Origin of the sequence: Rhizobium sp. TAL182 (assembly GCF_002117725.1) — a bacterium.
Taxonomy (GTDB): domain Bacteria; phylum Pseudomonadota; class Alphaproteobacteria; order Rhizobiales; family Rhizobiaceae; genus Rhizobium; species Rhizobium esperanzae.
On sequence record NZ_CP021027.1, the window covers coordinates 339,391 to 353,899 of the forward strand.

The window sequence follows — 14,509 nt, forward strand, 5'->3', positions numbered from 1 at the left end:
GCGGCATCCTCCGCGACGGCGCATAGCGCGCCCATGCCTATGGACGCGCGCACCGGCAATCCGCCGCACGCCTGCGCGCCCGATCCGCCGAACGGGGAAACGCCAGTTCGGTCGTCGTTTAGCGTGGAACCCTTCTGCATGTTGTTCATCTCCTTCTACCTGACAGAGAATGCCGCGGCGAGCGGCGAGCCGCCGCGGTGCTGCCGGCGTCGCACCGCGCGCGCGCGCCGAGTGCAGCAATGCCGCCCATCGTCTTCGCCGCTGCCTCTTGACACGGGGCAGAGGATCCCAGCTCATGAGAATCCGATGCGGACTGTCATGGACGGATGTGCGGTCGGGTAATAGCGCCGGCCTTTTTCGACGCCGCTCATCAATCGCGGCCGCACCCCGGCCTCCTGCATGGTCAATGCCAAGGCGATGCTGAACTGCACCAGCTCCAGCCATACAAGGTGATAGCCCATGCAGACGTGTGGGCCGGCACCGAACTGCAGCATGTCCACCGGCCGGATCGGCTCCGTGCGTTGCAGCCACCGCCCCAGACGGAACTGATCGGGCGCTTCGTGCAGCAGCGGCGAGGTCGAGAAATGCAGTAGTGGGATGCACAAATGAGTGCCGGCAGGAATGCGCCGCTGGCCGAGTTGTAATTCCTGCATCGCGCGACGCGGTACGAGCGAGGAAGCCGGATGCATTCGTAGCGTCTCCCGAAACAGCGCCTCTGCGACCGGACATTGCGCCAGGTCCTCGTGCCCGGTCGGCACCGCGCCCACGCGTTGCGCCTCTTCGACCAGGGCGTCCCACAGCTCTGGATGCTGCGCCAGCTCGATCACCATCCAGGCTATCGTCGAGGCGGAGGTCTCGTGGCCGGCAAGCAGCAGCAAGCGGATATTGGCGACCAGGACGTCATCGGAGAGCGCGCCATCGCTGCAATCGAAGGCGCTCACCATGTCGTTGATCAACCCGGTGCGCGCGGCGCGCGCGCGCGCGTCCCGGATGAACTGGCGCGACTGCGCGTCGATCCAATCGCGGGCGGCGCGGCCGCGTCGCAAGGGCATCCCCGGCAGGTTGATCGGGGGCGCGACCATCAATTGTAGCAGTTGCCGGTACTTGCGATGCCACTCCGACAGGTCTTGAGCGGGGATGCCCATGAGACTGAAGGTGAGTTTGAGCATCAGGTTGCGGGTGTCTGGCAGGATAGCGACTTCACCGCGGTCGCGCCACGCCTTGACCTGAGCCCTAATAATTGGTTCGAACAGCTCGCCAATGCCGGCCTCGGTCAGACCCCTCGGCAGAAACGCCGCTTTTATCCCATCGCGCGCCTGCCGGTGCGCGCTACCGTCCAAAGTGACCAACGTTCCGCCAAGGATGTCGGGCGCCATCTCTTCGATCAGTGCCGAGGACACTTCCTTGTGCCGGAGCAATGCGAGCGCATCTGGATCCAGGCATGTCATCAGGTGTCCGGCCGGGCCGAAGTCCAGCCAGAAGTGGCTGCCTAGGGTCCTTTCCGCGCGCCGCAGCAGGCGCGGCAGATCGCAGACGATGGCGGGGAGATGCCCGACCAGGGGGAAAGCGCCAGGCATGACCGGGATGTCGTCCCGTAGCCGGCGCCAGCGGTTCAGCGGGTTGAGCAGCATGTCCATCACCAATGCGACGCTGCGGTTGCTTCGGCGGCGTCACCGGCCGGCCGAGCCGCGCTGTTGCCACCGTCGGCGTAGGTTGGAACATGCGCCAACATGCCGCCGTCGATGCACACCACCTGGCCGGTGATGAACGCAGCCTCCTCCGAGAGCAGGAACGCGACCAGCGCGGCTACGTCCTCGGGGCGGCCGACGTGCGGCAGGAGCTGGTGCCGGTGTAGATGCCGTTGCATGCACTCGTCCAGCTTGGCGAAGAGACGTTCAGTCATGACAAGACCTGGCGCAACCGCGTTGCAGCGGATCTTCGCGTGTCCGTATTGGGTGGCAAGCGAGGCCGACAGCATGTTCATTGCGGCCTTCGACGCGGCGTATGACGTCAGTGCGGTGTCGCCGCTGAGCCCTTGGCACGATGACATGTTCACGATCGCGCCACCACCACGGCCGATCATTTGTGGGATGGCCTGCCGGCAGCAAAGGAGCGTGCCGCGCAAATTGGTCGCCATGGTCTGGTCCCAGACCGCCACGTCCAGGTCGAGGATCGCGCGGTCGTGCGGAGTCAAATGCATGGCGCTCGCATTGTTCACAAGCACGTCGACCCCACCGAAGCGCCGCTTCGCCGTTTTGAACAGCTCTGCCACCGCCTGCGCATCTGCGATGTCCATGGCCACGGCCAGCGCTTGGCCCGCTTCGGCTGCGATCTGTGCGGTGCAGGCGATGGCAGCGGGGCCATCAATGTCGGCCACCACCACTCTGCCGCCCTCGCGCGCGATGGCGAGGGCGCATGCCTTGCCGATCCCGGCGCCGGCGCCGGTCACCACGGCCACCTTGCCTTTAAATCGTTCCATCATGTTCTCCTGGATTGCGTAGGTCTTTCGCTGCATGTCGCTCAGCGTCTGCCGGAGAGGGCGTAGGGCCGGGGTTGGTGCAATGGTCATCGCCGGCTTCGCTTTCGATCACCCGAATGGCCGCGACCGGGCACTGGCTGGCTGCTAGGCGCACGGCGGCGTGCAGCGCCTGCGGGACCGTCGCCATGCACACTTCCGCCACGCCGTCCGGCTCGCGCTGACGAAAGGTGCCCGGCAGCGTCAACACGCACTGACCAGTGGTTCCGCACAGGTCCTGGTCGACCACGACGCGAACCTCAGCCGCCGCCTGCGCGTGCAGCCGCACCGGCAGCGCGCGGAACGTCCTAAGGAACGCTGAGGGCTCCCGGGTCGGCTGCTCGGCCAAGGCCAACGTGGGGAAGCGAGCCTGGATCTGCGGCAGGCTCTCGGCCAGTTGCACCCTGGCGAGTTGAGCACCTAGGCAGAAGTGGATGCCGTGGCCGAAGCTCAGCATAATCTTTCCGTCGCTCGACATGCCAGGCCTGGTGCCGTAGAACCGCACCGGATCGAAGCGGTCGGGATCAGCGAAAGCGTCCGGGTCGCGATTGCCGGCCGCGATCAGCACGCGCACGTCCGCGTCCTTCGGGATCACCACGCCATGCAGTTCGATGTCGCGCTGGGCGATACGCGGAATGGAGCTGAACATGGCCGGCGCCTCGCAGCGCAGTACTTCTTCTACAAATGCCTCCACCCCTGCGGCGTCTCCCTGCAGCCAGTGCCGCTCCTCGGGGTAGGCCAGCATCGCCAGCACCGCATGGTCGATAGTCGCAGCAGTGGTGGCGAAGCCGCCCAGCAACATGCCCCACAGCATGCTGATCAACTCCGCGTCCGAGAGCGTATCGGCGTCGTCGGTGTGTGCGCCGACCAGTGTCGACACGATGTCGCGGCGGGGATCGGCGCGCTTGCGCAGTATGAGGTCGCCGAAATAGGCCTTCACCCTGGCGCTGGCCACGTCCGCCGCGGCGAGGTGTGGATCGCTGGCGTGCGGGCTCAGGCCTTCTAGAATGGCGCTGACGATCGCTGAGAGCTCGAAAACGTCGTCTTGGGGCATGCCGAACAATTCAGCGAAGACAAGCATGGGCAAGGCCAGTGCGAATTCCCGATGCAGGTCCACCGCCTCTCCTCGCTCCAGTGCGGGCGCCATGCCATCCAGGCGAGCTGCGACGATGCGCGCGATGCTCGGCCGCAGGTTGTCGATCTGGCCCACGGTGAAATCGCGCGAAATCAGCCGGCGCAGACGCGTATGCGTCGGTGGTTCCTTCATGGCTAGCGTAGACGCCAGCAGATTGAGCGACAGGCTGCTCGCCGCACGCGGGAAATAGCGCGCCAGTTCGGATGGCGCCGGCCCCCGAAACGCATCGCCCGTAGCCTTGAACGCCCAGTAGATGTCGGCGTGGCGGCTCAACAGAAAGAGGCCCGACGCCGCGCGGTGCACCGGATCGTGCTCTCGCAACCACCGCATGAACGGGTACGGGTCTTGGATGCATGCTGGCGACGCCAGCTCGGCGAAGGCGTCGTGGCATGCTGCCGTGGTGTCTTGCACGTCCATCTTGATTACCTGTCGAGTGGCTGATCTGACCGGTGCGCGCCAGGCGCCGCCAAATGAGAAGATTGCGATGCCGGGGGGCGTCCGCACCAGAGCACCGGCATCTCCTCGAACCCGCCGGTGATGATCTCCTTGCGCAACTTCAGTTCTTCGGGCGCCACGGCCAGGCGCAACGCGGGAAAGCGCTGGAAGATCGAACCGAATATGGCCTTCAGTTCCAGCCTCGCCAGCGCCGCCCCGATGCAATTGTGCTGCCCGTAGGAGAACGCCAGGTGGGGATTTGCGTCGCGTCCGATGTCGAAGACTTCCGGGTCTTTGAAATGGCACGGATCAAACGAGGTCGCCGGCAGGCCGACCAGTACTTTGCTCTCCGCGGGTATATGCACGCCCGCGATGGTAACGTCGGTCCGGGGATAGCGCATGATGCCGTCCCACCCCGCGCCAGGCGAATACATGCGCAGTATTTCTTCCACCGCCTTGTCAACCAGGGAAGGATCGCGGACCAGGCGTTCGCGCTGTTGCGGATGGCGAAACATGGCCAGCAGGCCGAATTCGATCTGCGCGACGGTGCTCTCGTGCCCCGCCACCAGCACGCCCGCCGCGAGGCCGATCGCCTCTTCCTCGGTCGCTTTGCCCTGGTCGACCGCGGCTAGCAGATCCGTCAGCAGGTTATCGCCCGGATCCTGTCGCTTGCCCCGTATTTTGCCGTGGATGTAGGCGCGGAGCTCTTCCCAGGCCAGGCCGGACGCGCTGCGCGGGCCGCTTTCATGCTGGTGCGTCATCACCTCGTCGGAGAGCCCTGCGAAAAAGGCGTGTTCCTCGAAGGGCACGCCCATCAGCGCGCTGATTACCTTGGCCGGAAGCGGAAAGGAGAGATGGCGTCGCAAGTCTGCGGGCTGGGGCTGAACCGCCAGCGTATCGAACAACTGCACGGTGATCGCCTCGACCTGCTGCGTAAGCAGCTTCACCCTGCTGTTGCTGAAGGCCGGCGCCACGATCGTGCGTAACCGAGCATGCTCGTCCCCTTCGTGCGAGACCAGCCATCCCGGCGAACCGAGAATGACCGAATCGGGGGTGAAATCCGCCGGAGGCATTCCCGCGGGCAGGAATGCCGCGTCAGACAGCACCGCCTTGGCCTCGTCATAGCCTGTCACCCACCAGCATTCGTGCCCGGACGGAAGGCGCACGCGGTGGATCGGACCTTTGGCGCGTAGCGCTAACATCTCGGGCGAGGGCTCGATGTGATCGACCCGCCACATCGGCAGCGTCGGCAAGGATTGTTCGGACATGGTGACGCTTCACTCTTTAAGCCCGGAAGGGGCGGAAGATGATGGGCAGACTGCGGGCAGCAAATGAGTTAAGGCAACGTGTAGACCACGCCCTCTGCGGCGATTGCCAGCGCCAGATCCTCCGGCCGCACGAACGGCGGGGGGAAGACACTTCCCAATTCCAGGCGCGCCAGCGCAGCGCCCAGGCACAGATGCGGCCCCTGGCCGAGCGGCAGGTGCGGGTTTTGCAGCCGGTTGAAATCGAACATGTCGGTATCGCCATAGGTCGGCCGACCGTAGGAATTGGCGCAGCAGGTTCGACCGCACCCGCCCACCGACCCGTCCGCAAACAGAACTTCCAGTCCAGTCCCACACCCCCGGCTTCCCGCCTGGCTCAAGGTCTGCCGCTTTGGCTGTACCGCTCGCGACGTGGGCGATTGTTGTGGGTCGCAAACGAAGAACTCTAGATCGCATCTAACACTCCTCACATTTTCCCGGCACACACAACCGAGCCACTATCATTGCCCAGCAAACCATCGGAACTCACGAGACGCGAACAGCGATGCGCCGCCCGAAGACCATCGCGCTGCGATTGGCGACATACCGTGACCAGAGCAAACCGCGTGCCGAAGTGAATTCGTGGGTTCAGCAGGCATTTCGTAGCAGCGCGTAGTGTCAAGCTCCCGCCATTCAGTCTCAATGCCGACAACCGCGGAGTACATGTCTGACAAAAGACTGCTCTAAGCCGGTCTGCGTCCGATAGTCGGCGACCTGCATGGGATGCCCTCGCGGCGGGCTTTCGTGCAACAATCCGCGCCATCTTCGACGTCGAAGTTGCCCCGCCAGTTTTCGTCCGATGGGCGGGAACGTCGTCGACTGCGCCGAGGCCGCCGCGTTAAAAGCGCCGGCTCTGGGCAAATCAGACTGGACCCGCCTCGACCCTCCGGTAGTAAAGTTTGCGGAGCTTATTTCCGCCAAATGCAAGTTCTGAGCTTGTAGTCATCTCGTTGACGTTGTTCTTAATGTTTCCACCCCCGCGCTTACCGAGACGGTCGAGCTTCTCGATCGGCGTAGGTAGAAAAGGCAACGGGAAACGCTCAAATTTCGAAGCATGTTCTCTTCCGGAAACATGTCATCTAATCAGGAGCGGCGGTCGGCAACAGTCGCCTGAGTCGGAGGTGCTTTCTAAACCAGACGATGCCCAATCCAGAAGCCTCCTGCCGAAGATGAAGCAATCGGGAGACCAATGCAGCATCTCATGGACCGCCGCACCGTGGTGAAGAAAGCGGTCCTCGGTTGCTGGAGGTTGTTGAGTAGTTCCATGACATCGAATTGAGCTTTAGCCTGATGAATTGGGTCAATACCTACACCGCTAACTAAGGGGTGCGCCGTTTACGCCTTAGGTCAAGCTGGGGGACGTTGGACTGCTCTGACCTGCCCCTGCGAATTTCCTCCAGAATTGATTAGAGTCCGGCCCATCAAAGGACGGACGAATGAAGAAGCAGAGATTTACCGAAGAGCAGATAATTGCGGTGCTGAAGGAGCAGGAGGCTGGTGCGAAGGCGGCCGACCTTTGCCGCAAGCACGGATTTCAGAAGCGACGTTTTACAACTGGAAAGCCAAATACGGCGGCCTGGAAGTCTCCGAGGCCAAGCGGCTGAAGGCGCTTGAAGATGAGAATGCCAGGCTGAAGAAGCTGCTCGCCGAGCAGATGTTGGACGCAGCAGCACTCCGCGAGCTTCTTTCAAAAAAATGGTAGGGCCTGTCGCGAAGCGTGACGCCGTCACGCATCTGAAGACCGTCATGGGTCTTTCGGAACGGCGGGCCTGCCAGATCATATCCGCCGACCGCAAGACGATCCGCTATCAGTCGAACCGACCGCCGGAAACCGAGTTGCGAGCGAAGCTGCGCGACCTCGCCAATGAGCGGCGGCGTTTCGGCTACCGGCGACTGTTCGTCCTGCTTCGGCGGGAGGGAGAACCGTCCGGGGTCAATCGCATCTATCGCCTTTATCGGGAGGAGGGTCTCTCTGTCCGCAAGCGCAAAGCCAGACGCCGTGCTGTCCGCACGCGTGCTCCGATTTCTGGTCGAAGCTAAGGCCAATGCCCGATGGTCGCTAGACTTCGTGCACGACCAGTTCGCTTGCGGAAGGAGGTTTCGCGTGCTCAACATCGTCGATGACGTAACGCGCGAATGCCTGGCGGCGATCCCGGACACGTCGATCTCCGGCCGCCGTGTCGCCAGAGAACTGACGACGCTGATCGAACGACGCGGCGCCCGAAGCGCCATTGCCGAATGGGCGGACGATCACAATAATTTCCGGCCGCACTAATCGCTCGGATATCAGACCCCGGCAGATTATGCCGGGACCATCGCCGCAACCGGCTCCAACGCTGCGCAAGATGAAGGCTTCGCGTTTCCGCCGGTTGCTCACACCGCGCCACTTGGCGTATTCAAAACCGCCGAGGCTCTAATCGCCGCCGGATGAAAATTCAGTGGCAGGTCAGCTCAGTTTCATCGCGATCATGTTTTTGTGGCTGGTTTGCCTGCCGAGTTCCTGAATGTATCGACCTGTCGCTCTCGCGCGTGGGCCGGAAGGACATAAATAGCAGGCTCAAGAAATAAACGACCTGAAGGAAAACCGAAGCCGCTAGTGTTACGGCGAACGCTTTGAAGATGGAAAGCGACGCGGCGTAGGCCGAAACAGCGCTGGTGCACGTGACCAGTAGCAGGATGCAAAAAAAAGTTCTAAAGGACAAGGCCTTGCTCCCGTTCGTTCGTCCAATACTTGAACTGCGTCGACGCTGACGTTTCGCCCGATTCGTCCACGCTATGAACGTGCATGACTTCGCCGTGAGTGCCATAGGTTGCCAAAAGTTGGGTCAGCGCGAATACGCCAAAGTGACGACTTCTTCTTTCGCGGCTTCCGACTCGGCAAATCCTGTTCGCCAGACTCCGAAGGCCGCCGCCATAGCGAGCAACAAGGCGGCGCCAGTATCTCTCCGGGATACGCAATAAAATCTGCCGCTTCCTATCTATTGCATTTTTGTACGTTCTCCGCTGAGGTCGCGATCGGCTTGTTTGGTGAGACACCTTGGTCATGCACCAAGGTCGCTAATCAGGCAAAATAGATTGATTGGATGCCATCATCCGCGTTTTGAATAACGCTAAAAACGCGGCACCGAAAACGCCTGGGGACCGAGCGCGAACTCGCGACCGCGGCTTTCAGCACACTTTAAGTCAGCCAACAGTGAGCGCGGCTGTTGCCCCGGTTGCGCTAGCCAAATGTCGTGATGCTCGGATGGAACTCGCCGATTGCAAATTTTCTTTCTGCTTTATACGTCGTAAGGGGTGCCTTGATAGAAGCTCCACTCGTTAGCTTCGAGTTCAGGCTCTCGCGTCTGCAGCATGGGAAATGATTTCTAATTCTGCCGGGTATTCGTACAACGTACAGATCTCGTCAAACTTGGAACACGCACCCGTTTGCATAGTTTGCCCAAGGTCGGGATCCGTTCCGCAAATTTGGGACAAATTCGAGCCATACGTGCGGCGACGCCGATGGCCGCCGCGTTCGATTGCTGAACCCGCTTAGTCGACTCGCGGCTGCCGGTATGGTCTAACATCGTCGCGTTCATGTTTGGCCCGGAGTTGGTATGGGGGCTGGCCGGAATAAAAACACGCCCATTAAAATATCTCAATAGAATCAACTGGCTGGGCGACATCGGAGCGACGCGTCCGGAGCCTGGCTTGAATTGAACCGAACCGAATTGGCGCAGGACCATTTACACAGCACGCTGAAATCTGCATATTGCCGCGCGTTGTCGCTATCCCAAGTTGATGCACGAGTCGCTTTCGCTCCCGTCAAAAGCAGCTGGGCACGAGCTCTTTTCAAGAATTTAGAAGGCAAGGATATGGAAAATTTTGTGTATCTGTTGGAGCCAGAAAGTGCGATCTTTCGCGCCGCTGAGCTCCCTGATCGCAACAGCATTGCATCGATCGCCGGTTTAATTGGCAGTGATCTTATTCAGATGATCCGCTTCGACGACATGCACTCGCTATTTGTTGGCGAAGAAGCTTTGCGAGTTGGGTTAACCGCCTTTACGATCTTTGACAGGTACCCGATCCCTCTTGCCGGGCAGATAGCGCTTTTGGGAGGCGATGGTAGTAAACCTTATCGTTCGCCGTCAATAACGATGACGGAAGCCGCGCGACGTTTTGAATGTTGCCGGCCGGTGCTTGATCCTGTGTTTGTTCCGATGGACCGAGTGGCGAACAAGGGCCTCATCGTTGCGGGCGCACTGGAAGGCCTGCAAGTGCGTATTGATCGCCGCTCCCCGGTGCTCCTATGAGCGCAATGACGAATGATAGGATCCAGGAGAATGAACTCTATCGCGCCGATTCGCTGAGAGTCCGCGAGCGTGGCGACATGGGCTCGAGAAACGGAAAGCTGACGCCTCAAAGCGGCGTTTACTACGTTGCCGAAGGCCTCCCGTTCAACTGGACAAAGGTCAACACTGAAGGTCGGAAGACGTTCAGTGCCGGTCTCCAACTACTCTGAGGACTATCGAAGAGACATATGATAACTCTATCGGCGGCTAACACGTCGTTGCGCAGCAATTGATCTTTGATCTTCCCTCAGATTGCTACACTCAGACTGCTCGATCGGCGCCGCAGATTGAAAGCCTGCGTTTGTCCGTTTGGCGATAACTGGGAGGCGGGATCGCCTCCCTGCTGCACGGGCGATCGAGTGATTGAAAAGCCGGCTTCAACTGTCACTTGCTCAAGCTGGCACAACCTTTGAATGCTCGCCTTGCGGGGATCAAAGCAGCCAACTGAATTCGATTATTGGAGAAAGCGACGAAGCGCATGCCAAATGTGCATCACATCGGGGTCTCGACGGTGGCGGTGCCAGCTGCGGACGCCGCACGTCAAACCGGCATAGCCGTCGACCACTGCGACGATTGCCAAACACGCTATTTCAGCCGACCATGCCAGATGGGTCTCAAGTTATATTTTGATGACTATGTGCTCTTCCGCGTTTTTTCGCGCGCACTTGAAGAAATTGAGATGGGGATTGCCACCGCGACCGAGGCAACCGGCCTTTCGCTTAGGGAGCTGCGGGATATACCAGCCCGCAGTTTCCCGGCAAGGCTTATCCGCGCTTTTGCCCTGCAAGAGGCGAGTGATTGCGTGCCTGATGCGGAGGAGCAACTGTTGCGCGATATGCTCCTAGGGCATGTGCGGCCAGGCGACCCTGAGGGCGTGCGTTTTGCTAAGATCATTGCGCGACGTTCCATGCGCGAAGACCACCTCTGGCGGGATCTCGGCTTGCTTGACAAAGCCGAACTTAGGAGATTGCTGTTCGCGCATTTTCCGGCGCTGGTGGCAGGCAACACCAACAACATGAGGTGGAAGAAGTATTTTTACCGCAAGATTTGCGAAGCTGAAGGCTTTTCCCTTTGTAGCGCTCCCAGCTGCAAGGAATGCGGCGATTTTAATGAATGCTTTCTCCCTGAGGAAAGCGGAAGTCTTTCTGGAGCGGCAGAGTTCGTCGGGCGCGAGATCTTGAAAACGTGAAGGCCACAGATGCAACTTGGCGGGCTTGTCCGGCGACGTTGAACCGATACGGGGGATTATTGCTCCCGATATTACGACTGTGCGGGCACGCGCAAATGCCACTTTCCTAAAGATGAGCGGTGATGTCGTCGTCGGATAATGATCATCGGTCAATTCTGATAGCACCTACTAAAATTGCCTTAAGCTCTTCGCCGTATTCGACTACGCGATCCACAATTTGTCGGAGCTGAGCGTATGGCCGGAAAAAAGCGTCCGCGACTAGCGCTTTAACTTGATAGCTTGCTCACGATCTTTGCTGTAGCCTTCGAGCATTTCCTCAGAATCTGGCCCGCTGACGATCGAAACCGGCTCCGTTGTCAATCTCAGCCAATGGCGAAACAATCCGGGCCTGCAAGACTGCAGCTGCCAAGCTGTCGGCATTCCCCCTATTTGTTCATGGAGACAGCATAACAGCGAGTTTGTTGTAAGCGACAATCTCTACTGTGCCTTCATATGCGTTCTGCTGATCATCCGGCCTTGATTCGACGCGTGGTGCGAAGCCGATCGGCCGTCAAGACGGTACCGATCTGCTTGGCTCTACGACTTGCCACACTACTTCTGTCCCTCGCCTGAGATGTAAGGATACGGACGAGATTTGTTGATCTTTGACGCAAGCGATTTCCAACCGACAAGACCTCGCAGCCGCTTCGTCCAGTTTGGCGGTTTCGAGACAAGAGTTTGTCGATCCCGCCTTCGAAAGTTCGGAACTAAATAGCTGAAGATCAGCAAAACAGCTGTTTTATATGCTGCTGCCCACATGGCACGGGTTTTGAAGATTGCCATGCGAGGCGGCGCGAGCTGCCTGCCTTTTACTCAGCGATGGATGGAACGAAAGAAGGAAGGCGATATGTCAGATTTGCGTCAAATCGCATTTTACGGCAAAGGGGGGATCGGCAAGTCCACCACCTCCCAAAATACGCTCGCAGCGCTTGTCGACCTCGGGCAGAAGATCCTGATCGTCGGATGCGACCCGAAAGCCGACTCCACCCGGCTGATCCTGAACGCCAAAGCACAGGACACGGTTCTGCATCTGGCAGCGCAGGAAGGTTCGGTGGAAGACCTTGAGCTCGAGGACGTGCTCAAGGCCGGCTACAAAGGCATCAAGTGCGTGGAGTCCGGCGGTCCGGAACCGGGCGTCGGCTGCGCCGGGCGCGGCGTCATCACCTCGATCAATTTCCTTGAAGAGAACGGTGCATATGACGATGTCGACTACGTCTCCTATGACGTGCTCGGCGATGTGGTGTGCGGTGGCTTTGCGATGCCGATCCGTGAGAACAAGGCCCAGGAGATCTACATCGTGATGTCCGGCGAGATGATGGCGCTCTATGCCGCCAACAACATCGCCAAGGGCATCCTGAAATATGCCCATTCCGGCGGCGTGCGGCTCGGCGGCCTGATCTGTAACGAGCGCCAGACGGACCGCGAGCTCGACCTCTCCGAGGCGCTGGCTGCCAGGCTCAATTCCAAGCTCATCCACTTTGTGCCGCGTGACAACATCGTCCAGCACGCCGAGCTCAGGAAGATGACGGTGATCCAGTACGCGCCGGACTCCAAGCAGGCCGGGGAATATCGGGCGCTAGCCGAGAAGATCCATGCCAATTCGGGCCAAGGGACCATTCCGACCCCGATTACCATGGAAGAGCTCGAAGACATGCTGCTCGACTTCGGCATCATGAAGAGCGACGAGCAGATGCTGGCCGAACTACAGGCCAAGGAGTCAGCGGTGGTTGCGGCTCAATAACTGCCGCTGTCGACAGGACGCGCTGGCCCTTGCGCCAGCGCGTCCTTCCAAGAAAGCCGCTTCGGCGACGACGACCTAACCCGAACCTTGAAAGGGGGCAGGGGCCCATGAGCCTTGATTACGAGAATGACAGCGTTTTGCATGAACAGCTCATTGCGGAAGTGTTAGCGCAATATCCAGACAAGGCGGCGAAGCGCCGCAAGAAGCACCTCAGCGTCGCAACGAGCGGCGACGAGCCTGGCGATGAGCCGAAGGCCCTTTCCGAATGCGACGTCAAATCGAACATCAAGTCCATTCCGGGCGTGGCATGTGCCCAATAGGACCACGCTTTCGAAGGAAAAAAACGTGTCAAATATTGTATGTGAACGTGACACGGACTGCAGGCGAAAGTCTTTGCGCGCACCGTCGTCGATTTTCGTTCCGAACACAAATAGCGGGGCGCAGTTGCCTTGGTATACTATCTACCCAACAATACAGGAGTTTTCTCCAGAAATCGGCGCCCACACTTATGAGCAATGGCTGAGAAGCCAGGGAACTGATGACGCTGTCTCGCTCTATCTCCACATTCCATTCTGCCGCTCGATGTGCTGGTATTGTGGTTTTCCGACTAGCATCACTCGTCGGGACACTTTGATAACCGATTATCTAGCAATGCTGCGCGAGGAAATCCGCCTGGTCGCCGAGCAAGTGCCGCAGGCACTCTCCGTGGGTGACGTGCACTTTGGCGGCGGATCCCCGACCATTATGCCATCGGCAGACTTCCTGTCGCTAATGGAACTCCTGCGCGGCCGTTTTGCGCTTGAGCGAGGTGCAACCATTGCCGTTGAGGTCGACCCGCGCACGTTCACCACCGATATGGCCGAAGCCCTAGAAAGAACCGGTGTGAATCGCGCAAGCGTCGGTGTGCAGAGCTTCGATCCCGTCGTACAAAAAGCGATCAACCGGATTCAGAGCGAGGCGCAAGTGATGACCGCCGTCGAAAACCTCCGCCTGTATGGGGTCAGGCGTATCAATTTCGACTTGATGTTCGGTTTGCCGAACCAAACCGTCCAGTCCTGTCTCGAGAGCGCTATGTTAGCTATTGCGATGCGTCCCGACCGCCTCGCGGTTTTCGGTTATTCCCACGTTCCATCTTTTCGAAAAAATCAGCGCTTGATTGACACAGCAGCACTGCCCGATATAGCCGCGCGAGCTGAGCAGGCCTCAGCCATGGCCGATACGTTAGTTGCAGCAGGCTATCTGCAAATTGGTCTCGACCATTTTGCTTTGCCGGATGACGAGCTTGCAATAGCACAGAGAGCTGGTCGTCTGCGCCGAAATTCGCTTGGTTACTCTGCCGAAACCTGCTCAACTGTCATCGGTTTGGGCGCGTCCGCCATTGGTCGTTGCGGCGACGGTTACGTTCAAAACGATCTCACGCAAAGCTGTTATAACCGGCACATAGCATCCGGCCGCTTGGCGATCTCAAGGGGCTACCGTTTAGCTACCGAGGATCGCGTAAGAGCTGCAATCATCGAACAGCTCATGTGCTACTTGGAGGCGGACATATCAGCAATCTGTACGGCTCAGGGATTTGATCAGACCCATCTAGTGAGTTCAGCTAAGCAGCTAGAGATTCTGGCTGAGGATGGGATCGTTGAGTTTGACAACGGTTTAGTCAGTGTGCGGCACGAACGTCGCTCTGCCCTTCGCCATGTCGCTGCCGCGTTCGATGCTTATCTTGGCCGCCAGCCGATCTAGACTGGCAAACGGAGGACCTTGGAGTGATCACTTAATCGAGCTCGAGTTCGTCGAGATGTTAGGCAGGAGGCAAGCCCCCA

8 protein-coding genes and 3 pseudogenes are annotated in these 14,509 nt (G+C 59.6%); 6 read left to right on the forward strand and 5 right to left on the reverse strand.

The window, feature by feature from the left end:
- Nucleotides 1-293: 293 nt before the first annotated feature.
- The 5 genes and pseudogenes from Tal182_RS26090 to Tal182_RS26110 form a co-directional block, all read right to left on the reverse strand.
- Nucleotides 294-1,637: a cytochrome P450 gene (locus Tal182_RS26090; RefSeq protein WP_085861404.1), complete on the reverse strand. Its 1,344-nt coding sequence runs from the start codon at nt 1,635-1,637 to the stop codon at nt 294-296.
- Nucleotides 1,637-2,479 carry an SDR family oxidoreductase gene (locus Tal182_RS26095; protein WP_018247209.1) on the reverse strand — a complete coding sequence of 281 codons (843 nt, stop codon included), beginning with the start codon at nt 2,477-2,479 and terminating at the stop codon, nt 1,637-1,639. The genes Tal182_RS26090 and Tal182_RS26095 overlap by 1 nt, the downstream gene beginning before the upstream one ends.
- The gene (locus Tal182_RS26100; RefSeq protein WP_004673819.1) at nt 2,466-4,067 is read right to left on the reverse strand and encodes a cytochrome P450; all 1,602 of its coding nucleotides are present in this window, start codon (nt 4,065-4,067) and stop codon (nt 2,466-2,468) included. The genes Tal182_RS26095 and Tal182_RS26100 overlap by 14 nt, the downstream gene beginning before the upstream one ends.
- Nucleotides 4,068-4,072: 5 nt before the next feature.
- A complete protein-coding gene (locus tag Tal182_RS26105) occupies nt 4,073-5,353 on the reverse strand; it encodes a cytochrome P450 (protein WP_011053445.1) in 1,281 nt (426 codons plus the stop codon).
- A gap of 68 nt (nt 5,354-5,421) precedes the next feature.
- A pseudogene (locus tag Tal182_RS26110) lies at nt 5,422-5,598 on the reverse strand (cytochrome); the annotation flags it as partial.
- A 1,227-nt stretch (nt 5,599-6,825) separates the two neighbouring features.
- On the opposite strand from Tal182_RS26110, the pseudogene Tal182_RS26115 reads away from it, so the two are divergent.
- From Tal182_RS26115 to hemN, 6 genes and pseudogenes are all read left to right on the forward strand, one after another.
- A pseudogene (locus tag Tal182_RS26115) lies at nt 6,826-7,820 on the forward strand (IS3 family transposase).
- A gap of 1,423 nt (nt 7,821-9,243) precedes the next feature.
- Nucleotides 9,244-9,681 (forward strand): protein psiB, encoded by a 438-nt coding sequence (locus Tal182_RS26125; RefSeq protein WP_085861405.1) that lies wholly within the window; start codon nt 9,244-9,246, stop codon nt 9,679-9,681.
- Nucleotides 9,682-10,198: 517 nt separating this feature from the next.
- Nucleotides 10,199-10,909, forward strand: coding sequence for a nitrogen fixation protein NifQ (locus Tal182_RS26135; protein ID WP_008536495.1), 711 nt, complete (start codon nt 10,199-10,201; stop codon nt 10,907-10,909).
- 886 nt (nt 10,910-11,795) lie between these two features.
- Nucleotides 11,796-12,689 (forward strand): nitrogenase iron protein, encoded by an 894-nt coding sequence (nifH, locus tag Tal182_RS26140; protein ID WP_004675840.1) that lies wholly within the window; start codon nt 11,796-11,798, stop codon nt 12,687-12,689.
- A 107-nt stretch (nt 12,690-12,796) separates the two neighbouring features.
- Nucleotides 12,797-12,994, forward strand: a pseudogene (locus Tal182_RS26145) (hypothetical protein); the annotation flags it as partial.
- Between the two features lie 88 nt (nt 12,995-13,082).
- Nucleotides 13,083-14,429, forward strand: coding sequence for an oxygen-independent coproporphyrinogen III oxidase (gene hemN, locus Tal182_RS26150; RefSeq protein ID WP_080712026.1), 1,347 nt, complete (start codon nt 13,083-13,085; stop codon nt 14,427-14,429).
- The last annotated feature ends 80 nt before the right edge of the window (nt 14,430-14,509 follow it).

Bases quoted from the DNA above. Each gene is read 5' to 3' on its own strand.
- Tal182_RS26090 (WP_085861404.1), bottom strand. From the start codon at position 1,637: ATGGACATGCTGCTCAACCCGCTGAACCGCTGGCGCCGGCTACGGGAC.
- Tal182_RS26095 (WP_018247209.1), bottom strand. From the start codon at position 2,479: ATGGAACGATTTAAAGGCAAGGTGGCCGTGGTGACCGGCGCCGGCGCC.
- Tal182_RS26100 (WP_004673819.1), bottom strand. From the start codon at position 4,067: ATGGACGTGCAAGACACCACGGCAGCATGCCACGACGCCTTCGCCGAG.
- Tal182_RS26105 (WP_011053445.1), bottom strand. From the start codon at position 5,353: ATGTCCGAACAATCCTTGCCGACGCTGCCGATGTGGCGGGTCGATCAC.
- Tal182_RS26125 (WP_085861405.1), top strand. From the start codon at position 9,244: ATGGAAAATTTTGTGTATCTGTTGGAGCCAGAAAGTGCGATCTTTCGC.
- Tal182_RS26135 (WP_008536495.1), top strand. From the start codon at position 10,199: ATGCCAAATGTGCATCACATCGGGGTCTCGACGGTGGCGGTGCCAGCT.
- nifH (WP_004675840.1), top strand. From the start codon at position 11,796: ATGTCAGATTTGCGTCAAATCGCATTTTACGGCAAAGGGGGGATCGGC.